General features: G+C 70.8%; 14 protein-coding genes and 1 pseudogene. 4 read left to right on the top strand and 11 right to left on the bottom strand.

Going from position 1 to position 21,186, the window contains the following annotated elements; translation table 11 throughout:
• Positions 1-82: 82 nt before the first annotated feature.
• Positions 83-1,873: a hypothetical protein gene (locus ACK1X7_RS33240; protein ID WP_413116058.1), complete on the bottom strand. Its 1,791-nt coding sequence runs from the start codon at positions 1,871-1,873 to the stop codon at positions 83-85.
• Positions 1,874-2,081: 208 nt separating this feature from the next.
• Between ACK1X7_RS33240 and ACK1X7_RS33235 the strand changes: the two genes are divergently transcribed.
• Entirely contained in the window at positions 2,082-4,475 is a 2,394-nt protein-coding gene (locus ACK1X7_RS33235) for an alpha-L-fucosidase (RefSeq protein WP_413116057.1), read from the top strand.
• A gap of 72 nt (positions 4,476-4,547) precedes the next feature.
• On the opposite strand, the gene ACK1X7_RS33230 is transcribed toward ACK1X7_RS33235, so the two are convergent.
• Positions 4,548-5,198, bottom strand: coding sequence for a TetR/AcrR family transcriptional regulator (locus tag ACK1X7_RS33230; RefSeq protein WP_385142705.1), 651 nt, complete (start codon positions 5,196-5,198; stop codon positions 4,548-4,550).
• A gap of 96 nt (positions 5,199-5,294) precedes the next feature.
• Here ACK1X7_RS33230 and ACK1X7_RS33225 point away from each other — a divergent pair, with 96 nt between their 5' ends.
• Positions 5,295-6,938: an MFS transporter gene (locus ACK1X7_RS33225; RefSeq protein WP_385142708.1), complete on the top strand. Its 1,644-nt coding sequence runs from the start codon at positions 5,295-5,297 to the stop codon at positions 6,936-6,938.
• 221 nt (positions 6,939-7,159) lie between these two features.
• Entirely contained in the window at positions 7,160-8,119 is a 960-nt protein-coding gene (locus ACK1X7_RS33220) for a glycoside hydrolase family 6 protein (RefSeq protein WP_385142710.1), read from the top strand.
• A 33-nt stretch (positions 8,120-8,152) separates the two neighbouring features.
• Here the strand turns inward: ACK1X7_RS33220 and ACK1X7_RS33215 are convergent.
• Together ACK1X7_RS33215 and ACK1X7_RS33210 are read right to left on the bottom strand one after the other, a co-directional pair.
• Positions 8,153-8,500: pseudogene (locus ACK1X7_RS33215) on the bottom strand (Uma2 family endonuclease); the annotation flags it as partial.
• Between the two features lie 98 nt (positions 8,501-8,598).
• Complete coding sequence (locus ACK1X7_RS33210; RefSeq protein WP_385142713.1) at positions 8,599-9,213, bottom strand: TetR/AcrR family transcriptional regulator; 615 nt, start codon at positions 9,211-9,213, stop codon at positions 8,599-8,601.
• A gap of 71 nt (positions 9,214-9,284) precedes the next feature.
• On the opposite strand from ACK1X7_RS33210, the gene ACK1X7_RS33205 reads away from it, so the two are divergent.
• Positions 9,285-9,854, top strand: coding sequence for a peroxiredoxin-like family protein (locus tag ACK1X7_RS33205; protein ID WP_385142716.1), 570 nt, complete (start codon positions 9,285-9,287; stop codon positions 9,852-9,854).
• A 90-nt stretch (positions 9,855-9,944) separates the two neighbouring features.
• Here ACK1X7_RS33205 and ACK1X7_RS33200 read toward each other — a convergent pair whose 3' ends face one another.
• The 7 genes from ACK1X7_RS33200 to ACK1X7_RS33170 all read right to left on the bottom strand — a co-directional run bounded on the left by ACK1X7_RS33200 (position 9,945) and on the right by ACK1X7_RS33170 (position 21,012).
• On the bottom strand, positions 9,945-11,447 hold the full coding sequence (locus ACK1X7_RS33200; protein ID WP_385142718.1) for an MFS transporter: 1,503 nt from the start codon (positions 11,445-11,447) through the stop codon (positions 9,945-9,947).
• 44 nt (positions 11,448-11,491) lie between these two features.
• Complete coding sequence (locus ACK1X7_RS33195; RefSeq protein ID WP_390791922.1) at positions 11,492-12,241, bottom strand: TetR/AcrR family transcriptional regulator; 750 nt, start codon at positions 12,239-12,241, stop codon at positions 11,492-11,494.
• A 212-nt stretch (positions 12,242-12,453) separates the two neighbouring features.
• The gene (gene serA, locus ACK1X7_RS33190) at positions 12,454-14,055 is read right to left on the bottom strand and encodes a phosphoglycerate dehydrogenase (protein WP_385158599.1); all 1,602 of its coding nucleotides are present in this window, start codon (positions 14,053-14,055) and stop codon (positions 12,454-12,456) included.
• A 272-nt stretch (positions 14,056-14,327) separates the two neighbouring features.
• Positions 14,328-15,326, bottom strand: coding sequence for a ketol-acid reductoisomerase (gene ilvC, locus ACK1X7_RS33185; RefSeq protein WP_059144139.1), 999 nt, complete (start codon positions 15,324-15,326; stop codon positions 14,328-14,330).
• 131 nt (positions 15,327-15,457) lie between these two features.
• Positions 15,458-15,982 carry an acetolactate synthase small subunit gene (gene ilvN / locus ACK1X7_RS33180; RefSeq protein ID WP_191065556.1) on the bottom strand — a complete coding sequence of 175 codons (525 nt, stop codon included), beginning with the start codon at positions 15,980-15,982 and terminating at the stop codon, positions 15,458-15,460.
• A gap of 34 nt (positions 15,983-16,016) precedes the next feature.
• Entirely contained in the window at positions 16,017-17,867 is a 1,851-nt protein-coding gene (locus ACK1X7_RS33175; RefSeq protein WP_385151416.1) for an acetolactate synthase large subunit, read from the bottom strand.
• 223 nt (positions 17,868-18,090) lie between these two features.
• Entirely contained in the window at positions 18,091-21,012 is a 2,922-nt protein-coding gene (locus tag ACK1X7_RS33170) for a putative bifunctional diguanylate cyclase/phosphodiesterase (protein WP_385151413.1), read from the bottom strand.
• Between the last annotated feature and the right edge of the window lie 174 nt (positions 21,013-21,186).

The raw sequence follows: 21,186 nt of genomic DNA, 5'->3' as shown, positions 1-21,186 counted from the left end.
GGGCGGGCGGCGGCGGACAGCCGGTGTTGCCGCGGCGGACAGCCGGTGTTGCCGCGAGGGACAGGTGTTGGCGGCGGCAGCCCTACGCCCCGAGCAGGGCCCGGTAGCGGTCCACGGACGGCTTCATGCCGTGGTTCGGGTCGGCGTCGTAGAGCCCGTCGGCGTTCTTGGCCCCGAAGCCCAGCGGCTGGTAGAGGGTGGCGCAGCCGGGGTCGCGGGCGAGGTCGTGCCAGCGTGCCCAGGCGGCGTCGTAGGCGTGCAGATGGCGGGCCATGGCGCGGGTGTCGTAGGCGCCGGTGGTGTCGCCCACGAAGCCGCGGAGCATGACCTGCCAGCCGTGGTGGATGACGTCGTACAGGCACCGGCCGTAGCGGGTGGAGACGCGGAGGTAGGCGCGGTCTTCCCGGTCGCGCAGGGGGATCGTGTCGGCGAGGCGGGTGATCCGGGCCCAGGCGTGGGCGGCGCGCGCCTTCTCCTCCAGGACCTTCTCGACGAGCCCGGCGGCATGGATCCGGCCGAAATCGGCGGTGAGGTCCTTGTCGGAGCCGCCGAGGAACTGATCACGGGTCCAGGTGAGCCGGGAGAGGGGGTACACGGTGCTGTAGTGGCCGCGCAGGGTGCCGGCGGCGGAGAGCAGGGCGAGGCCGCGGAAGCGGCCGACGGCGGCGCCGCGCAGGCCGACACGGGCGGCGTACTCGGCGAAGACGTCGGCCTCCGTGCGGCCGGTGTCGCGGGTCCAGCGGGCCGCGACCCAGGTGTTGAGGTCGCACCACAGCTCGTTGCCGATGTAGGGGCCGCGCCAGCCGCCCCCGCGGGACCAGGTCCAGACCCCCGAGACGATCGGGTTGGCGGCGACGTGGGCGAGGCCGGTGGGGCCGGGGGCGCCGCGGAACTCCTCGAAGCCGTTGATGACACCGTCGAGCACATAGTCGGGGCACGCGCCCTTGCCCTCGTACTCGCGCTGGCACTGGACCTCGACGATCTGACGGTGGCGGCCGACGCCGATGGTGGGGTTGAAGGGGACCGTGCGCCAGAAGTCACGTGAGGTGTGCTTGATGGAGAACAGCAGATTGTCGTGGACCGGCACCCGGTCGGTGACGCCGCGGTAGTAGTCGGGGTCGGCGGTGAGCTTGTCGTCGCCGGTGGACCAGGTGCGGTAGAACACGCGCTTGCCGGCGCGTTCGCAGACCTCGTCGCGCAGGATGCCCAGCAGCGTCAAGTGGCTGTCGGCACCGTGCAGGATGGGGTTGTTGCCGGTGTGGTACGGGACGTTCTGGAGGTAGGTCTCGCCCGTGCGGACGACGAGTCCGTCCAGCCCGGGGAACCGGGCGAAGACCTCACGGAGCATCAGGCGGTGGACCTCCTGGGTGAACGGCCTGACGAGGTCGATGCGGCCCGAGCCGTCGAGGAGCTGGTCGCCGTGCAGCTCCACGAGGCGCTTGGGCAGCATGATGATGTCGGTGAAGTAATACGCGGCGAGGCCGGCGGCGTGGGCGCGGAAGATGCGTTCGTCGATGTGGCGGGCGGTGGCCTCGACCCAGGCGCGGCCGTCGGAACCGGGCGGGAAGATCCGCGGGTCGACGGAGTCGAAGGTGACGGCGGTGTGCGGCGGACGGAACTCATTGACGACCTGCCCGTCGTATCCGTAGTCGGCCAGCAGGCGCGGGTCGTCGAAGCGGCTCTCGGCGGCCGGCTCGCCCGGGTTGCTCTGCACCATGTCGAGCAGGAACGGAAGTCGGCGCCCGCCGGCCGCGGAGGCGCTCACGGGGGTGTCGGCGGCGGCGGGTCGGGCGACCGCGAGTCCGGTCAGGGCAGCCGCCCCGCCGAGCAGGATCATCCGTCGGTCGGCGTGCAGGCGTCCGTCGTCCTCCATGGAGGCTCCCTTGGGTCATCCGATGGCCGATGGCTAGACATCGGTGTAATGCATGGCTCGCGCTTCCAGCAAGAGGTCGGTATCTACCAATCTTTGCCGTTCGTACGGCCGTTGCGCATATTGACAGGCTTTCAGTACGCCTCAATCATCGGATGTCATGACCGAGCATCCTGAACATTCTGAGCCTTACGGGCCTTTTGGGACCTCTGTGACCTCTGGGGCCCGGCTCCCCAGACGTCAGGCACTCGGATTCATCGGCGCAACCGCCGGGGCGGCCGTAGGAGCCACCCTCATCCCGGTCTCCGCGGCGGAGGCCGCCCCCGCGTCCGCCCTTCCCGAACGGAGCGAGCCGGAAGGGGAAGGCCGCCACTGGGGCACCGTGCCCGCGCCCGTCCCCGTCTCCCTTGAGCAGTGGTTCGACAACGACGGCATCGACACCGCCGCCGCGCGTGGCGGGAACTTCGACGGGGCCGGGTACACCCTCCCCGGTGAGGAGCTTCCCGCCGGACGGATCACGGTCGACGGCATCCCCTATGACTTCCCGTCATCCGCGGCCGGCGCCAAGAACAACGTCGTCGCCCTCGGCCAGCGCGTGGACCTGCCCAAGGGCCGCTATCTCTCCGCGCTCTTCCTCGCCGCGGGCAGCTACGGTTCCGCCGCGGGCAAGGCCACCGTGCACTACGCCGACGGATCCACCACGACCGCGGCCCTCGGCGGACCCGACTGGTACGCGGGAACCGCCGCCCTCACCGCCGCCTACCGCTACAAGCCGGACGGCACGAAGGACCAGCACCCCGTCGGCATCGGCGTGGCCGAGCTCTGGCTCGACCCGCGCCGCGAGGCCGTCGCGATCACCCTGCCGACCACCAGCAGGCCCGAGCCGAAGAAGCCCGCTCTGCACCTCTTCGCGCTCACCCTGCAACCCGCCGCACAGGGCCGGGCGCTGACTCTGCGCGACGCCCGCTCCACCGTCTCGCTCCTGGAGTCGAACGGCGCCCAGAGCGTCGAGGCGACGGTGGTCAACGCGGGCACGGTCACCCTGCTGGCGGCCGACGCGGTATCCATCGCGGTCGACGTCCCCGGCGCCCGCACCGTGAGCGCCGCCCCGGTCACCCGCCTCGACCCCGGCGAGCAGGCCAGGGTCCGTATCGGCATCCGCAATCGCGTCGGGGTCGCGCCCGGCACGCGGCAGCAGGGCCGGATCGTCGCCAAGGGTGGCGGCCGGACGGTGGCCGACACCGGCCGAAGCCTGACCCTCGGGGTGCCCGACTACCGGCCTGCCGCGGACTCGCTGGCGACGCATCAGGCGCCCCACTGGTTCCACGGTGCGAAGTTCGGCATCTTCATCCACTGGGGCGTCTATTCGGTGCCCGCCTGGGCGCCCGTCGGCAAGCAGTACGCCGAGTGGTACTGGCGCCATATGCAGGACAAGGACAACCCCACCCACGCCCACCACCGCGACACCTACGGCGAGGACTTCGCCTACGACGACTTCATCCCGATGTTCACGGCGAAGAAGTTCGACCCGCGCGCATGGGTGGAGCTGTTCCGCGACGCGGGTGCCCGCTACCACGTCCTGACGTCCAAGCACCATGAGGGCTTCGCCCTCTGGGACACCAAGGTCTCCGACCGCAACTCGGTGCAGATGGGCCCGAAGCGGGACCTGATCAAGGAGCTGTTCGACGCGTCGCGCCGCTACACGCCCGAACTGCACCGCGCCCTGTACTTCTCGATGCCCGAGTGGTTCAACCCGGACATGCCGTGGAAGGGCGACCTGTACCCGCCGCGCAATCCGTACACCCTGGAGCCCGTGCCGTACACCGGATACACCTCCGGCAAGGACTTCGTGAAGGACTACCAGGCCAAGCAGATGCTCGAGCTGATCCAGGGCGGCTACGACCCCGAGCTGCTGTGGTGCGACATCGGCGGCCCGAACGACAGCCTGAACGTCCTGTCCGAGTACTTCAACCACGGCAAGAACCGGCCGAGGCCGCGCGAGGTGGCCGTCAACAACCGCGCGGGCATCCCGTTCCACGACTTCACGACGCCCGAGTACACGACGTACGACAACACGGTCGTCGCCAAGTGGGAGTCCAGCCGCGGCCTCGACCCCTTCAGCTACGGCTACAACGCGCAGACCCCCGACGACCAGTACATGACCACCGAAGAGATCGTGCACAGCCTCGTCGACATCGTCTCCAAGAACGGCAACTTCCTCCTGGACATCGGCCCGCGGGCGGACGGCACCATCGCGGAGATCATGCAGACCCGGCTGCGCGAGACCGGCCGGTGGCTCGAGGTCAACGGCGAGGCGATATACGAGACGACCTACTGGTCCCGGATGGCGCAGCTCGGCGAGGACCTGCGCTTCACCGTCCGGCAGAACGAGGCGTTCTACATCCACTCCCTGGCCGAGCCCGGCGCCAAGCTCACCGTCGAGGCACCGGTACCGATACGGGCCGGGGACAAGGTGACGATGCTGGGGTACCGGCGCCCGCTGACCTGGCGCACATCCGGGGACGCGCTGGTGATCGACGTCCCCGAGGCGGCACGCAGGGCGGGCGAGCATGTGTGGGTGTTCAAGGTGGAGTGGACCCGCTGAACGACCGTGGCCGGGAAATCGGTCAGCTAATCTTCGCGGACGCTCCCGCGTCGCCCGCGGCGCTGAGCCCCCTCAGCCCGCGGGGGGCGCGGGGGCGTCGGGGGCGTCGGGCGCCGGAAGTGCGTCGGGCGCCGCGGGGGCGTCGCCGATGATCCGCCGCATCGCCTCGACGAGGTCCTGGGCGCTGGGCATGAGGTCGGGGTCGATGGCCATCTGGACGACCATCCCGCTCACCAGCGTCATATAGAACGAGCCCATGACCCGCGAGGTCTCCTCGTCGACGTCGCGCTCGTCGATGCCGTGGATCAGCCCCACCAGCCCCTGGCGCCCCTCCGGTTGGGCCCGGCCGAAGGCCGCACGCAGCTCGGGGTCGTTTCGGACCTGGAGGATGGCCTCCAACTGGGACTGCCACATCGCCTGGTGCTTGCCGAACAGTTCGAGCACCCGGGTCCAGCGGGCCTCGAACCGCTCCCGCAGCTCGCTGTCCTGATCGCCGCCCGCCGGGTCGTCCACCTCCAGGGACCGCTGGACGTCATCGGCCCAGTCGCCCATCGCCGCGAAGAGCGCCTCCCGCATCAGGGCGTCCTTGGAGCCGTAGTGGTAGCCGATGGAGGCCAGGTTGGCGCCCGAGGCGGCCACGATGTCCCGCGCCGTCGTACGGGACCAGCCCTTCTCCTCGATGCAGCGCTTGGCCCCGGCGAGCAGATCCTCTCGATGTCCCATGGCGCCAGGGTATCCCGATCCCATACGACCGTCCTAGACATGCGTCTTATACAGTCGTACTAGACAGGCGTTTAAGACGCTCGTATATTCACCGCCATGACCTCGACCTCGACCTCGACCTCGATCTCCGGCGGCCCGCGCGCCGGGCGCAAGGAATGGACCGCCTTCGTGGTCCTGATGCTTCCGCTCCTCCTGGTCTCCATGGATGTGTCGGTGCTGTACTTCGCGGTGCCGGCCATCAGCCGGGAGCTGCACCCCAGTTCCACCCAGCATCTGTGGATCTTCGACATCTACGCCTTCGCCCTCGCCGGGCTGCTCATCACCATGGGAGCGCTGGGCGACCGCTTCGGACGGCGGAAGCTGCTGCTGTTCGGGGCCGCGGCCTTCGGCGCCGCCTCGGTCGCCGCGGCGTACGCGCAGAGCGCCGAGATGCTCATCGCCGCACGGGCGGTGCTCGGGATCGGCGGTGCGACACTGATGCCGTCGACGATGGCGCTGATCCGCAATCTCTTCCTCGACGAGAAGCAGCGGGCCAAGGCGATCGCGATCTGGTCGTCGGCCATGGCCGGCGGTATCGCGCTGGGCTCGGTGCTGAGCGGGGTGATGATCGAGCACTTCTGGTGGGGCTCGGTCTTCCTGATCAACGTCCCGGCGATGGTGCTGCTGCTGGCGCTGGTGCCGCTGCTGGTTCCGGAGTTCAAGGACCCGAAGCCCGGGGCGTTCGATCTGCCCAGCGTGCCGCTGTCGTTGGCCGCCGTGCTTCCGGTGATCTACGGACTGAAGAAGATCGCCGCCGACAACGGCGTCAGCCCGATCCCGCTGCTGTCCATCGTGGCCGGTCTCGCCATCGGCGCCGTCTTCATACGGCGTCAGCGCACCCGCCGCGACGCCATGATCAGCCCGGAGCTGTTCCACCACCGCGGCTTCGGCCCGTCCATCGCCCTCAACGCGCTGGCCACCTTCGCCGTGATGGGCTCGGCCTACTTCACCACCCAGTATCTCCAGTCGGTGCTCGGCAAGGGCCCGCTGGAGGCGGCGCTGTGGAGCCTGGCCCCGTCCATCTGCGTCGGCATCGCCGGACCGGCGGCGGCCGCGGCGGTCCAGCGCGGCGCCGACCGGGCCCAGGTGATCGGCGTCGGCTTCGTGACCGGGGCCATGGGCTACGGGATTCTGGCGCTGGCCGGCCCGGACGCGCTGTGGACGGTGCTGATCGGCGCCGCCGTCCTGTCCAGCGGGATCGTCATGGTGATGTCGCTGGTCACCGACCTGGCGATCGGCACCGTCCCGCCGAAGCGGGCCGGTTCGGCGGCCGCGCTGCTGGAGACGGGCCAGGAGTTCGGCGGGGCGATGGGCATGGCGGTGCTCGGCAGCGTCGGCACCGCCGTCTACCGGAGCGACGTCAAGGACTCGCTGGGCGCCGGACTGCCCGGCGGCGCGCTCGACCAGGTGCACGAGACGCTGGGGGCCGCCGTCGCGGTGGCGGGAAGGCTGAAGGGGCGGGCTGGGGAGCATGTGCTGGACGCGGCGCGCGAGGCGTTCACCCACGGGATGCGGATCGCGTGCGGGGCCGGGGCGCTGGTCCTGGTGGCGGCCGCGGTGCTGGCCCTGGTGACGCTGCGTCGGGTGGGGACCACGGGGCCCGCGGCCGGGGGCGGGGGCGGGGATGTGCCCCCGGCCGACGCGGACGAGACGGCCGCGCGCGGCGAGACGGTGAGCGAGGCGGCGGCGCCGGTTCGCTGAGTCGTGGCACGGCCGGAGGGGACCTCACCGACGTGGGGTCCCCTCCGGCGTTCCGGGCGGGGCGAGTTGACCGTTACGCGCGGCCCGTCACGGCCGTACGCGTCGAATCCGTATCGAACACGGCGGCAACCATCTCCCGCCCGGCGGCAACCAGGAGACGGCGGCCTGACAACACGGCCGCCCGAGGGCTGAGCAGCCCCATGCGAGAGGAGTGACGCACCGTGCGCATCACCACCAGAGCGTTGGCGGCGGCCGGGCTCGCCGTCGCCTTCCTGATCGGCGCGGCCCACACACCGCGGGCCGCCGCGGGCGAACTGCCGGGCGCCACACGGTTCTTCAACGACCCCGACTCGCTCGTCAGCAAGTGGGTCGCCGCCAATCCGGGCGACTCCCGGCAGCCGCGCATCGCCTCGCGGATCGCCAGTCAGCCCCAGGCCCTGTGGTTCTCCCGGTACTCCCCCGCCACCGTCACCGCGGATGTCCGCAAGCTCACCTCCGCCGCCTCCGCCAAGGGCCAGACGCCTGTTCTGGTGTCGTATCAGATCCCCAACCGCGACTGCGGCGGGGCCTCGGCGGGCGGCGCGCCCGACCTCGCGAGCTATGACGCATGGGTGCGCGCCTTCGCCGCCGGGCTGGGCAGCGGACCCGCGATCGTCATCCTCGAACCCGACTCGATCGCGCTCATCAGTTGCCTCTCGTCCGCCGAGCTGAGCGGCCGCTATGCCTCACTGGCCCGCGCGGCGACGGCCATTCACGGCGCCAACCCCAACGCCCGGGTGTACTTCGACGCCGGGCACTCGGCCTGGAACAGCGCTGCCGTCCAGGCGTCGCGGCTTCGCTCGGCCGGGGTGCTGACCAGCGGCGACGGCATCTACAGCAATGTCTCCAACTTCCGCCGCACCGCCGACGAGGTGGCCTTCACCAAGAGCGTGCTCGGCCGGCTCGGCACCTCCTCGGGGCTCACGGCCGTCATCGACACCAGCCGCAACGGCAACGGCCCCGCCCCCGACAACACCTGGTGCGACCCCCACGGCCGCGAGGTCGGCGAGAACCCGACGGCGAACACCGGCGACCCCGCCATCGACGCCTACCTGTGGATCAAACCCCCGGGCGAACTGGACGGCTGCGCGGGCGCGGCGGGCACCTTCTCGCCGGACTACGCCTACGAGCTGGCGGGCTGAGCGCACCCGAATTCGGTCACTCTCCACCACGAGCACGACGTCGGCCGCTTCGTAGCCGGTCTCATGCCCCTCGGCGGACACCGCCTCGGCGCGTAGCACGGAGAGGTCCGGCTCAGGACGGTTACGCCGGTCCAGGGTCACCGTCATATCCCGGCACACCCGCAGCGACTTCGGCGCCCACTGGCGAAGAGCGGTATTCAACAGACACAGAACCAGGGAGTGGAAGGCCCTCTGCCGGCCCGCGAAGACGAGACTGCCGTCGATCAGCTCGGTGTGTCGCGGAAGCTCGGGGATGCCATCGAGGTGGTCGGCGGTGAATCCGCCCGGAGGCGGAAAGACCCAGGCCGGGAGGGATTCTTCAGCGGCGAGGAGGTCGTCCATGGACGGGATTCTGGCCGCGCGACCACGCGTAGCGGGCAGGAACGCCGAGGACGGCCACCCACACGGGTGAGCAGCGACCCCAGCATTGACCGGGGTCGCTATGCCCCCAGCCCGCGCAGGAATACCTCCAGCCCCCCGAAGAACTCCCGCTCCACCCCCACGCTCCGCGCCTGGCGCGCCGTTTCGGCCATGTACGGGAACGCGTCGGACGGCAGCTCGGCGATCGCGACCGTGCCCGCGCCGGACAGCGGCCCGAGGTGTTCGAGCTGGATCGCCCCGATCACATAGCCGAGCAGGGCGCGCAGCGCGAGGACCCGCCGTTCGCCGTCCAGGCCCGCCTCGGTGAGGATCGCCAGCGCCGTCTCCGACCAGCGCAGTCCGCTGGGGGAACGGTGCCGGTGAGTGAGGGTCAGCGGGAGGACCGCGGGGTGGGCGATGATCGTGTCGCGCAGCCGCCCGACCATGATCCGAAGCCGTTCGTCCCAGGGGACCTCGGGCTCCGGCGGTGTGGTGTCGACGGCCCCGAGGACACGCTCGACCACCAACCCTTCGAGCTCCTCGCGATCGTCGACATAGCGATAGAGCGCCATCGCGCTCATCCGGAGTTCCTTGGCGACGGCACGCATCGAGAGCCCGGCGAGCCCCTCGCGGTCGAGGACGGCGAGGGCGGCCGAGGCGAGCTGATCGGGGGTGAGGGAGCGGGGACGTGGCATGGCGGTTGACAGCGTACGGCATACGCTTACGCTGGTAAGCGTATGCCGTACGCCTACGAAAGGGGGCTCCCATGGAGCCCGGTTCCGTCGTCGCCGCCCGTACCCTCACCCCCGTGACCGGCCCGGACGTCGCCGTCCCCGACCCCGGCCGGCTGATCCACCTTCAGTTCCGGCGCTTCGCCGGATGCCCCGTCTGCAATCTCCATCTGCGGTCGGTCGTGCGGCGCCATCAGGAGATCGAGGCGGCCGGAGTCCGGGAGGTGGTGGTCTTCCACTCTCCAGCCGAGGAGCTGCGGAACCATACGGACGAGCTGCCGTTCGCCGTCGTCGCCGACCCCGGGAAGCGGCTGTACCGGGAGTTCGGGGTGGAGCAGGCGCCCAGGGCGCTGCTCAGCCCGCGTGCCTGGGGGCCGATCGCGCGGGCGCTGCTGACCGGCGCGTGGGCGGTCGTCCGCGGCCGGGAGAAGCTGCCCGCGCCCAGCCAGCCAGGGGGCCGACTGGGGCTGCCCGCGGACTTCCTGATCGGCGGGGACGGCCACGTCATCGCCGCCAAGCACGGCGAACACGCCTATGACCAGTGGTCGGTGGACGAGCTGCTGGCGCTGGCCGCTCGCGCCCCGCGCCCCGACCCGGCTCCCTGATCCACCACCGCCGGAGGCCCTCCGCTCCGGCGGTGGAGCGAAGGGCCTCCGGACGGCGAGGCGAGGCGCCGTCAGCGAGGCGAGGCGCCGTCAGCCCATATGCGCGGCCAGCGGGGTGGCGCCCTCGGCACCCGGCTCCCGCACCGGGCGCGGGGTGTTCATCAGCAGCGCGATGACCACCGCGGCGCCCACGAGAATCGAGGAGGAGACGACGAAGGCGTGCGAGAAGCCCTCCACCAGACCCGCCTTGGCGGTTGCCTCGGCGGTCCGCGGTGCCATCCGCACGGCATGCGAGGCCATGTAATCGGAGGTCGCGCTGGTGGCGATGGTGTTGAGCATCGCCGTGCCGATCGAACCGCCGATCTGCTGGGCGGTGTTGACGGTGGCGGAGGCGACGCCCGCGTCCCCCTCCCCCACCCCATGGGTCGCGTAGTTCATCGAGGGCGCCATCACCAGGCCCATGCCGAAACCGACCAGAAGCTCGGCGGGCAGCACCCCCGCCGCGTACGAGCTGTCGACATCCAGGGGCACCAGCAGCGCGACACCAGTGGCCGCGATCAGCAGACCGGGCGCCACCAGCAGGCGCGGCGGCACCTTGGGGATGAGGCGGGAGGCCACGCCGCCCGCGCCGACCAGCACCGCCCCGGTCATCGGCAGGAACGCCACACCGGTGAGCAGCGCCGAGTACCCCTTGACGAGCTGCATGTAGTACGTGAGGAAGAGGAACATCGCGAACATGCCGACCACCGAGAGGCCGACCGCCAGATAGGCACTGCCCCGGGTGCGGTCCGCCACCACACGCGGCGGCAGCAGCGGGCGCGCCACGCTCCGCTCCACCAGGACGAAGGCGACGAGCAGCACCGCGCCCAGGATGAGCAGCCCGGTCACCAGCCGGGAGTCCCAGCCCTCGGACTCGGCCTCACTGCATCCGTAGACCACGGCCACCAGCCCGCACACCGCCAGCAGCACACCGGGGATGTCGAAGCGGGCCCGGCCCCCGGCGCGGGTGTCGGTGGGCAGCACGGACCAGCCGACGGCGGCGACGACGGCGATCGGCACATTGACGTACAGGCACCAGCGCCAGTCCAGGTACTCGGTCAGCAGTCCGCCGACGACCAGCCCGATCGCACCGCCGCCCGCCGCGATCGCGCCGAAGATGCCGAACGCCTTGGCGCGCTCACGGGGCTCGGTGAAGTTCACCGCGAGCAGCGACAGCGCGGAGGGGGCGAGCAGTGCGGCGAACGCGCCCTGGAGGGCGCGGGCCGAGAGCAGCATCTCGAACCCGGAGGCGGCGCCGCCGAGCGCGGAGGCCCCGGCGAACCCCAGCAGCCCGATGAGGAAGGTGCGCTTACGGCCGGTGTAGTCCGCGATCCGGCCGCCGAGCAGCAGCAGACTGCCGAACGCCAGGGTGTAGGCGGTGATGACCCACTGCCGGTCGCCGTCGGAGATGCCGAGGTCCTTCTGGGCCGACGGCAGGGCGATGTTCACGATGGTGATGTCGAGAACGATCATGAGCTGGGCCAGGCCGATGAAGACGAGTGCGAGCCAGCGCCGGGGGTTCGCCTCGGGCGGCGTCTTTGAGGGCTGGGACATGACCATGCCTTTCTGGTCTTGCGGAAGGCGAGCGGAGCGGGAGATCAGTCGGCGTCGGAGACGTCGGAGTGGCCGGTGCCGTCGGCGCGGGCTTCGGAGTGGGCTTCGCGGGCGTCGTCGACCACTCGCTGCCGGAGGAGCTTGAAGGCCGCCGCGTCGATGGCCGGGCCGCCGAGCGGGGTGGTGGGCCGCGGGGAGCCGGTGGGGCGCAACCCGTCGGCATAGATGTCCAGTTGGCGATGGGCGAGGGCGTCATCGGCGGCGAACCGGCCACCGCCGGGCAGCGGCCGCGACAGCCGCATGATCATCATCGTGATGTCGCCGAAGACCACATCGGACCGGATCAGCCCCTGGGCCTGGGCGCGCAGCAGCAGCGCGTCGATCGGGTCGACGACATCGCCGGGGACGCCGTCGAGGATGTCGTCGACGGTGAAGCGGCCCAGCAGCGCGGGCATCACCGAGCCGATCTTGAGATCGAGGGCGGCGTGCATAAAGCGGCGCAGCGCGAGCTGGGCGTCGTCCTCCTCGGCGGCGGCCCGGCTCCCGGCCTCGACCAGCGCGGTCAGCACCTCGATGGCGACCCCTCGGTGCAGATCGTCGCGGTGCGGAAACCGGCGGTAGAGGGTCGCGATGCCGACCCCGGCGCGCCGGGCTATCTCATCCAGCGGGGCATCGGGCCCCTGATCGGCGAAGACCTCGCGGGCGGCGCGCAGGATCTGCTCCCGGTTGCGCCGCGCGTCGGCGCGCATGGGCGGGACGTCGGCAAGGGCGTCGGCATCGGTGTCTGCGGACACGGGGCTCTCCTGACAGCGCATACGAAAGCTATGTGGAGAAATTTTCTCCACATAGCGATGAGCGTAGCGAGCCGACCCGCATTATTCAACACGTGATGAAAAAGATCCGGAACCCCTCCGGCAGGCCCTGCCGCCAGGGGCACACAACGCATCCGGGCCCGGCCCCCGCCGAAGCGGGGACCGGGCCCGGATGGGTGAACTGCCTACGCGGCTCAGACCAGATTGACCGAGCGGGCCGAGGAGGCGCCGATCTCCTCGGCGATCTCGGTGAGCACGGGCTGCGGAATGGTGTCGTCCACCGTGAGCGCCACCAGCGCGGCACCGCCCGCCGCCGCCCGGGAGACCTGCATCCCGGCGATGTTGATACCCGCCTCGCCCAGGATGCGGCCGAGCGTGCCGACCACACCCGGGCGGTCGGTGTAGCGGAGGAAGGCCATGTGGTCGGCGAGCGCCAGATCCACGTCGTACTCCCCGACCGCGACGATCTTCTGCTGGTGCTTATGACCGGCCAGCGTGCCGGAGATCGAGACCTCCTCGCCGTCCGACAGGGTGCCGCGCACGGTCACCACATTGCGGTGCTCGCTCGACTCGGAGCTGGTGGTCAGCCGCACCTCGACACCGCGCTCCTGCGCGAACAGCGGCGCGTTCACATACGACACGGTCTCGTCGACGATGTCCTCGAAGACGCCCTTGAGCGCCGACAGCTCCAGCACCTTGACGTCATGCTGGGTGATCTCGCCGTACACCTCGACATCGAGGCGGACCGCGACCTCGCCCGCGAGCGCGGTGAAGATCCGCCCCAGCTTCTCGGCCAGCGGCAGCCCGGGGCGTACGTCCTCGGCGATGACGCCACCCTGGACGTTCACCGCGTCCGGGACCAGCTCGCCGGCCAGCGCCAGCCGCACCGAGCGGGCGACCGCGATGCCCGCCTTCTCCTGGGCCTCACCGGTGGAGGCGCCCAGATGCGGGGTGACCACCACATTGTCGAACTCGAACAGCGGGGACTCGGTGCACGGCTCCTGGGAGAAGACATCCAGCCCGGCCCCGGCGACCCGGCCCTCCTTGAGGGCGGCGGCCAGCGCCACCTCGTCCACGATCCCGCCGCGCGCGGCGTTGACGATCCGGACCTCCGGCTTGACCTTGTGCAGCGCCTCGTCGCCGATCAGGCCGACCGTCTCGGGGGTCTTGGGGAGGTGGACGGTGATGAAGTCCGAGACCTCGAGCAGCTCGTCCATCGAGAGCAGCTTCACACCCATCTGCGCGGCCCGCGCGGGCTGCACATACGGGTCGTACGCGACGACCTTCATGCCGAAGGCGGACATCCGCTGGGCCACCAGGACGCCGATGCGGCCGAGGCCGACGACGCCGAGGGTCTTCTCGCTCAGCTCCACACCGGTGTACTTGCTGCGCTTCCACTCGCCGTTCTTCAGCGCGGCACTGGCCTGCGGGATGTTGCGGGCCGTGGCCACCAGCAGACCGCAGGCGAGCTCGGCGGCGGTGACGATGTTGGACGTCGGCGCGTTGACGACCATGACGCCGGCCTTGGTGGCGGCGGAGACGTCCACATTGTCCAGGCCGACGCCCGCGCGAGCGACCACCTTCAGCTTCTTCGCCGCGGCGATGGCCTCGGCGTCGACCTTGGTCGCGCTGCGGACGAGGATCGCGTCCACACCGGCGATGGCGGGAAGGAGCTCGGCTCGGTCCGCCCCGTTGCAGTGCCGGATCTCGAAGTCCGGGCCCAGGGCGTCGACCGTCGCCGGCGAGAGCTCTTCGGCGATGAGTACGACAGGTTTACCAGTGGAAGCAGTGCTCACGTGGTCTTCAGTCCTCACTAGTCCTCAGCGGACGGCCGTCCCGACGGCCGCTGGCGGTGAAGGGGTCAGCCGCGTGGAAGACGCACGACGCTGTGAGCCTGACGCGCTTGCTGTTGTTGAGTGTAGTGGCGGTCGGGCCTACGTCATGTGCCGTTGCGGCAGGATCACCCGCACGTGGTGGTGCGCGGTGGACAAAGCGCGAACCGGGTGCGGCGGGGGTTCAGCGAACCCCCGCCGCACCCGGGGCACGGCCGCCGCGCCACCAGGCGCGGTTACGCCTCCTCGTCCACCCAGCTCATGAGCTTGCGCAGCTCCTTGCCGGTGGTCTCCAGCAGGTGGTTCTCGTCGGCCTTCTTCAGCTCGTTGTACTTCGGCAGACCGGCGTTGTACTCCGCCATCCAGTTCTTGGCGAAGGTGCCGTCCTGGATCTCACCGAGGAGCTTCTTCATCTCGGCCTTGGTGGAGTCGTTGATGATCCGCGGACCGGAGACGTAGTCACCCCACTCGGCGGTCTCGGAGATCGACCAGCGCATCTTCTCCAGGCCGCCCTCGTACATGAGGTCCACGATCAGCTTGAGCTCGTGGAGGCACTCGAAGTACGCGATCTCCGGCTGGTACCCGGCCTCGACCAGGGTCTCGAAACCGGCCTTGACCAGGGCCGAGGTGCCGCCGCACAGGACCGCCTGCTCACCGAAGAGGTCGGTCTCGGTCTCCTCGGTGAAGGTGGTCTTGATGACGCCGGCGCGGGTGCCGCCGATGCCCTTGGCGTACGACAGGGCCAGCTCGAAGCCGTTTCCGGTGGCGTCCTGCTCGACGGCCGCGATACACGGCACGCCGCGGCCCTCCTCGTACTGGCGGCGGACCAGGTGGCCCGGGCCCTTGGGGGCGACCATGCAGACGTCCACATTGGCCGGGGGCTTGATGAAGTCGAAGCGGATGTTGAGACCGTGCCCGAAGAACAGCGCGTCGCCGTCCTTCAGGTTGTCCTTCACGGACTCCTCGTAGACCTTCGCCTGGATCGGGTCCGGGACCAGGATCATGATCACGTCGGCCTCGGCGGACGCCTCGGCGGGGGTGACCACGCGCAGGCCCTGCTCCTCGGCCTTCGCCTTGGACTTGGAGCCCTCGTGCAGACCGACCCGGACATCGACGCCCGAGTCGCGCAGCGACAGCGCGTGGGCGTGCCCCTGGCTGCCGTAGCCGAGGATTGCGACCTTACGGCCCTGGATGATGGACAGGTCGGCGTCGTCGTCGTAGAACAGCTCGGCCACTTCGGGAATCTCCTAGCGTGTGGGTTGTGCTTCCCACCGTATGACGGGCGGGCGGGTGAAGGTTTCGGGGTCTCGCCATACGGTCCGGCGCGCGGTGCGCGCCGGACCATGATCCCCGCTGGTGGGGCGGGTCAGGCGGACCGGTCGAGCGCGCGCAGGCTCCGGTCGGTGATGGAGCGGGCGCCACGCCCTATGGCGATGGTGCCGGACTGGACCAGCTCCTTGATGCCGTACGGTTCCAGCATCTTGAGCATGGCCTCGAGCTTGTCGCTGCTGCCGGTGGCCTCGATGGTCACGGCCTCCGGGGAGACGTCCACGGTCTTGGCGCGGAACAACTGGACGATCTCGACGATCTGGGAGCGGGTCTCGTTGTCGGCGCGGACCTTCACCAGGACCAGCTCCCGCTGAATCGCCTGGCCGTCCTCCAGCTCGACGATCTTCAGCACATTGACCAGCTTGTTGAGCTGCTTGGTGACCTGCTCCAGCGGCAGCTCCTCGACATTGACCACGATGGTGATCCGGGAGATGTCGGGGTGCTCGGTGACGCCGACGGCCAGCGAGTCGATATTGAAGCCGCGGCGGGAGAACAGGGCGGCGATCCGGGCGAGGATGCCGGGGGTGTTCTCCACCAGGACGGAGAGCGTGTGCTTGGACATGGGCTCGGTCTCTCTTCTTCTCTCGGTCCTGGTCTCAGTCGTCCGCGCCGTCGCCGAAGTCCGGGCGGGTGTCGCGCGCCGCCAGGATCTCGTCGTTGGAGGTGCCGGCCGCGACCATCGGCCAGACCATGGCGTCCTCATGGACGATGAAGTCCACGACCACCGGGCGGTCGTTGATCGCGTTGGCCTTCTCGATCACGGCGTCGAGGTCGGCCGGGTCCTCGCAGCGCAGTCCGACGCAGCCCATGGCCTCGGAGAGCTTCACGAAGTCGGGGACGCGGGTGCCCATGCTCTGCTGGGCTGGGGCGTCGGGGCCGGAGTGCAGGACCGTGTTGGAGTAGCGCTGGTTGTAGAAGAGGGTCTGCCACTGGCGGACCATGCCCAGCGCGCCGTTGTTGATGATCGCGACCTTGATCGGGATGTTGTTCAGCGCGCAGGTGGCCAGCTCCTGGTTGGTCATCTGGAAGCAGCCGTCGCCGTCGATCGCCCAGACCGTACGGCCCTCGACGCCGGCCTTGGCGCCCATGGCGGCCGGCACGGCGTAGCCCATCGTCCCGGCGCCGCCCGAGTTCAGCCAGGTGGCGGGGGTCTCGTAGTCGATGAAGTGGGCCGCCCACATCTGGTGCTGGCCGACGCCCGCGGCGAAGATCGTGCCCTCCGGGGCGAGCTGCCCGATCCGCTGGATCACCTGCTGCGGGGAGAGACTGCCGTCGGTGGGCTGGTCGTAGCCGAGCGGGTAGGTCTCCCGCCACCGGTTCAGGTCCTCCCACCAGCCGGTGTAGTCACCGGCGCGGCCCGCGTCGTGCTCGGCCTGGACGGCGACGACCAGGTCCGCGATGACCTCGCGGGCGTCTCCGACGATGGGCACGTCGGCGGCGCGGTTCTTGCCGATCTCGGCCGGGTCGATATCCGCGTGGACGATCTTGGCGTAGGGGGCGAAGGAGTCCAGCTTGCCGGTGACGCGGTCGTCGAAGCGGGCGCCGAGCGCCACGATCAGATCGGCCTTCTGGAGCGCGGTCACGGCGGCGACCGTGCCGTGCATGCCCGGCATGCCGAGGTGGAGGTGGTGGCTGTCGGGGAAGGCGCCCAGTGCCATCAGGGTGGTGGTGACCGGGGCGCCGGTCAGCTCGGCCAGGACCTTCAGCTCGGCGGTGGCCTGAGCCTTGATCACACCGCCGCCGACGTACAGCACCGGGCGCTCGGCCTGGGTGATCAGGCGGGCGGCCTCGCGGATCTGCTTGGCGTGCGGCTTGGTGACCGGGCGGTAGCCCGGCAGATCGGTCTGCGGCGGCCAGGAGAAGGTGGTCGGTCCCTGGAGCAGGTCCTTGGGGATGTCCACCAGGACCGGGCCGGGGCGGCCGGTGGAGGCGATGTGGAACGCCTCGGCGATCGTGCGCGGGATGTCCTCGGCCTTGGTGACCAGGAAGTTGTGCTTGGTGATCGGCATGGTGATGCCGCAGATGTCCGCCTCCTGGAAGGCGTCCGTGCCGATGGCCTTGGACGCCACCTGGCCGGTGATCGCGACGATCGGGACCGAGTCCATATGCGCGTCGGCGATGGGGGTGACCAGGTTGGTGGCGCCGGGGCCCGAGGTCGCCATGCAGACGCCGACCTTGCCGGTGGCCTGGGCGTAACCGGTGGCCGCGTGGCCCGCGCCCTGCTCGTGGCGGACGAGCACGTGCCGGACCTTCGAGGAGTCCATCATCGGGTCATAGGCGGGGAGGATGGTGCCACCGGGGATGCCGAAGACGGTGTCGGCACCCACTTCCTCGAGGGAACGGATGAGGGACTGCGCGCCCGTGACGTGCTCGACGGGGGCGGACTGCGGTCCGCCGCTACGGGGCCGAGGCTGGGGGTGATGGGACCCGGGGGCCTGCTCGGTCATCGGCATTCTCTTCTCGAAATGAGGTTCGGTGCGGGAGGGTGAGGGCGGGCGGTGCACCGGGTGCCGGTGCAACAAAAAACCCCTCGTGCCGTAAGGCAAGCGAGGGGAGCGCGCCGGTGAGGGTCCGCAGGGCTTCAACCAGCCCTGCTCAGCCGACGCGCTGTCCAAGTACGAGAATTCGGGTGCGCATGGCTCCGACCCTCCCCCCGGCGCACATCGGGTGTCAAGTGGGTGGGACAGGCGTCTCAGTATTTGAGCGGGTCGGCGGGTGGGTGTGCGGCTCCGTACGGCGCGGCCCATGGGAGCCGCCATGCCCGGTGTGACCGCCGTGCCGGATCGGCAGGGCGCCGCCGACGAGCAGCGGCGGCTCCGAGCGCGGGACGGGATAGCCGCCGCGCAGCAGGGCCCGGCGCAGCCGGTGCTCGTCCAGTGGTCCACTGAAGGCCGCCCCTTGGGCGTGGGTGCATCCCATACCGCGCAGGGTGACGATCTGCTCGGGCAACTCCACCCCCTCGGCGATGGACTGCATTCCGAGGTCTCCGGCGATCCTCAGCAGCCCAGCGGTGATCTTGTGGAGCCGTGAGGACTCGACCACTCCCTCGACCAGCCCGGGGTCCAGTTTCAGCACATCGATGGGGAGCCTGCGCAGCGCCCTGATCGCGGCATAGCCGCTGCCGAAGCCGTCGAGGGCGATCCGCACCCCCAGCCGGCGCAGCGCGCCGAGACGGTGCTCCAGCTCGTCGAGCGGCACCCGTGGATCGCTGTCGGTCAGCTCCAGGATCAGCGCGCCGGACGGCAGCCCATGGCGGGCCAGCAGGGTCTCCACGGCCTTGGGCGGCAGCGACTTGTCCACCAGCCGGCTCGCGGGGAGCCGTACGCAGACCGGGACCGGATGGCCGTCGCGGCGCCGCTTGGCGGCCTGCTCGACGGCCGCCTCCAGCATCCAGCGGGACAGCTCGGCGGTGCGGGCCGTGTCCTCACCGCCCCCACGGCCGTTGTCGGCGACCCGGAGGAACTCGGCGGGGGTGAACAGGATGCCCTGGGCCGAGCGCCAGCGGGCCTGCGCCGCGACGGCGGTGATCCGGCCGCTGGTCAGCTCGACGACGGGCTGGTGCAGCAGCACGAACTCCCCGTCGTGGAGGGCGGCGCGGAGTCTGGTGGCGACCTCGGCGCGGCGCGCCACCTCGGCCTGCATCTGCGGTGCGTACAGCTCGACGCGGTTCTTGCCCGCGGCCTTGGCGCGGTACATCGCCAGGTCGGCGTTGCGCATCAGGGCGCCGGGGCTGGTGCCGGGCTCGGCGAAGGCGACGCCGATGCTGGCGGCCACACGGACCTCGGTGCCGCCCTCGACCCGGTAGGGCTGGGAGAGCCGGACCCGCAGCCGGTCGGCGATCTCCATGATGCGCTGCTCGCGGGCGCCCGCGTCCCCAGCGCCGTCGCCGTCGCCGATGATCAGGGCGGCGAACTCGTCGCCCCCGAGCCGGGCGGCGCAGTCGCCGGACCCGGACCGCACGGACTCCTGGAGCCGGCGGGCGGCCTGGACCAGCAGCTCGTCACCGGCGTGGTGGCCGACGGTGTCGTTGACCGCCTTGAAGCCGTCGAGGTCGATGAAGAACACGGCGGTGCCGGCGTCCGTGCGTCGGCGGCCGCCGACGGCGTGCCGGACCCGGCGGGTGAACAGGGCGCGGTTGGGCAGATCGGTGAGCGGGTCGTGCTCGGCGTTGTGCTGGAGCTGGGCCTGGAGCCGGACCCGCTCGGTGACATCGCGGCTGTTGAAGATCAGCCCGCCGTGGTGGCGGTTGATCGTGGACTCCACGTTGAGCCAGTCGCCGGAGCCGGAGCGGAAGCGGCACTCGATGCGCGTCGTGGGCTCCTCGCCCGGTGCGGCGGCCAGGAACCGGCGGACCTCGTGGACCACCGATCCGAGGTCCTCGGGGTGGATGAGGGAGGCCAGCTCGGAGCCGACCATCTCGTCCGCGTCGCGGCCGTAGACCCCGGTGGCGGCCGGGCTGACGTAGCGCAGGATTCCGGTGGGCGCGGCGATCATGATCACATCGCTGGAGCTCTGCACCAGGGAGCGGAAGTGGTTCTCCTTCTCGGCGAGCTCCTGGGTGAGCCTGATGTTGTCCATCAGCATGATCGCTTGTCGGACGACGAGCGCGAGCACGACCGCGCAGGCGGTGGAGAGCACCACCCCGTCGATCGGCCGGCCGTCCATCACGTTGAACAGGACCCCCAGGGTGCAGACGGCGGCGGCGAGATACGGCGCGAGTGCGGCGAGCGAGCCCGCGATGGGGACGCTCTGCTGCGGGGTGCGGCGCGCCGACGGCGGCTCCTGGGCGGCCTCGCGGCGGGCCACCCACGGGGCGTAGGCCAGCAGCGCGGAACCGGCGAACCACCCGGCGTCGAGTATCTGCCCGGAGCGGTAGTGCTCGCGCAGCAGTGGTGAGGTGAACAGCGCGTCGCACAGCACGGTGAGCGCGAAGGCGGCGATCGCGGTGTTGACCGCGGAGCGGTTGCCCGTCGAGCGCCGGAAGTGGAGGACGATCACCATGCTGACGAGCACGATGTCCAGCAGCGGATAGGCGAGCGCCAGGGCCCCGCGGGCCACGGAGGCGCCGTCCCCGCCGAACTGCCCGGTGTGGGCGAGCGCGAGGCTCCAGGAGAGGGTCACCAGCGATCCGGCGATCAGCCAGGCGTCCAGCCCCAGACAGATCCACCGGGCCCGGCTCGTGGGGCGCTTGGCGAGCACCAGCATCCCGACGATGGCGGGCGGGGCGAAGAGCAGGAAGCAGAAGTCGGCGGCCGAGGGCGTCGGCACGGATTCGCCGAGCACCACCTCGTACCAGCCCCAAACGCCGTTCCCCAGCGCGGCCATGGCCGAGGAGGCGGCGAACAGCAGCCAGGCCGGGCGCAGCCGCCCGGCGTGCCGGCGGCCGTGCCACAGACAGGACACCGCGGCGGCGAGCGCTGCCGCGCTGAGTCCGAAGTCACCCATGACGAGGGCGAGTCGGGACGATCCCCAGCCGAGGACCGCACCCGCCGCATAACCGCCGCAGACCAGGGCGAGGACCACTTGCGGCAACAGCCCGGCGCCGCCGCCGGAGACCGACGGCCTGGCGAGCACCGCTCCCGTGGCGCTCACTGGACTGCCATCCACTGCGTGGCGGACCACTGACGCCGCGGGAACCCCGGGAGCGGTATCCCCGCGGGCCTCGTCGAGTTGGAGATCCGCGCGGCTGCGCGGAAGTGTCGCGGTCGACGCCTGAGCTGCGTCGGGTTGTCGGTCCATCGGCCATACATCGCCCGTCGCCCCCCT

It is taken from the genome of Streptomyces sp. CY-1 (assembly GCF_047218265.1).
Classification (GTDB): domain Bacteria; phylum Actinomycetota; class Actinomycetes; order Streptomycetales; family Streptomycetaceae; genus Streptomyces; species Streptomyces niphimycinicus.
Note: the sequence above shows the minus strand (reverse complement) of the source record. Positions and strands in the feature narration are given on the sequence as shown.

What these genes read in the sequence shown, in the direction of transcription:
- ACK1X7_RS33200 (WP_385142718.1), bottom strand. Translation starts at nt 11,447, where the DNA reads ATGTCCCAGCCCTCAAAGACGCCGCCCGAGGCGAACCCCCGGCGCTGG.
- ACK1X7_RS33210 (WP_385142713.1), bottom strand. Translation starts at nt 9,213, where the DNA reads ATGCCACGTCCCCGCTCCCTCACCCCCGATCAGCTCGCCTCGGCCGCC.
- ilvN (WP_191065556.1), bottom strand. Translation starts at nt 15,982, where the DNA reads ATGTCCAAGCACACGCTCTCCGTCCTGGTGGAGAACACCCCCGGCATC.
- ACK1X7_RS33230 (WP_385142705.1), bottom strand. Translation starts at nt 5,198, where the DNA reads ATGGGACATCGAGAGGATCTGCTCGCCGGGGCCAAGCGCTGCATCGAG.
- ACK1X7_RS33225 (WP_385142708.1), top strand. Translation starts at nt 5,295, where the DNA reads ATGACCTCGACCTCGACCTCGACCTCGATCTCCGGCGGCCCGCGCGCC.
- ACK1X7_RS33205 (WP_385142716.1), top strand. Translation starts at nt 9,285, where the DNA reads ATGGAGCCCGGTTCCGTCGTCGCCGCCCGTACCCTCACCCCCGTGACC.
- ACK1X7_RS33240 (WP_413116058.1), bottom strand. Translation starts at nt 1,873, where the DNA reads ATGGAGGACGACGGACGCCTGCACGCCGACCGACGGATGATCCTGCTC.
- ACK1X7_RS33175 (WP_385151416.1), bottom strand. Translation starts at nt 17,867, where the DNA reads ATGACCGAGCAGGCCCCCGGGTCCCATCACCCCCAGCCTCGGCCCCGT.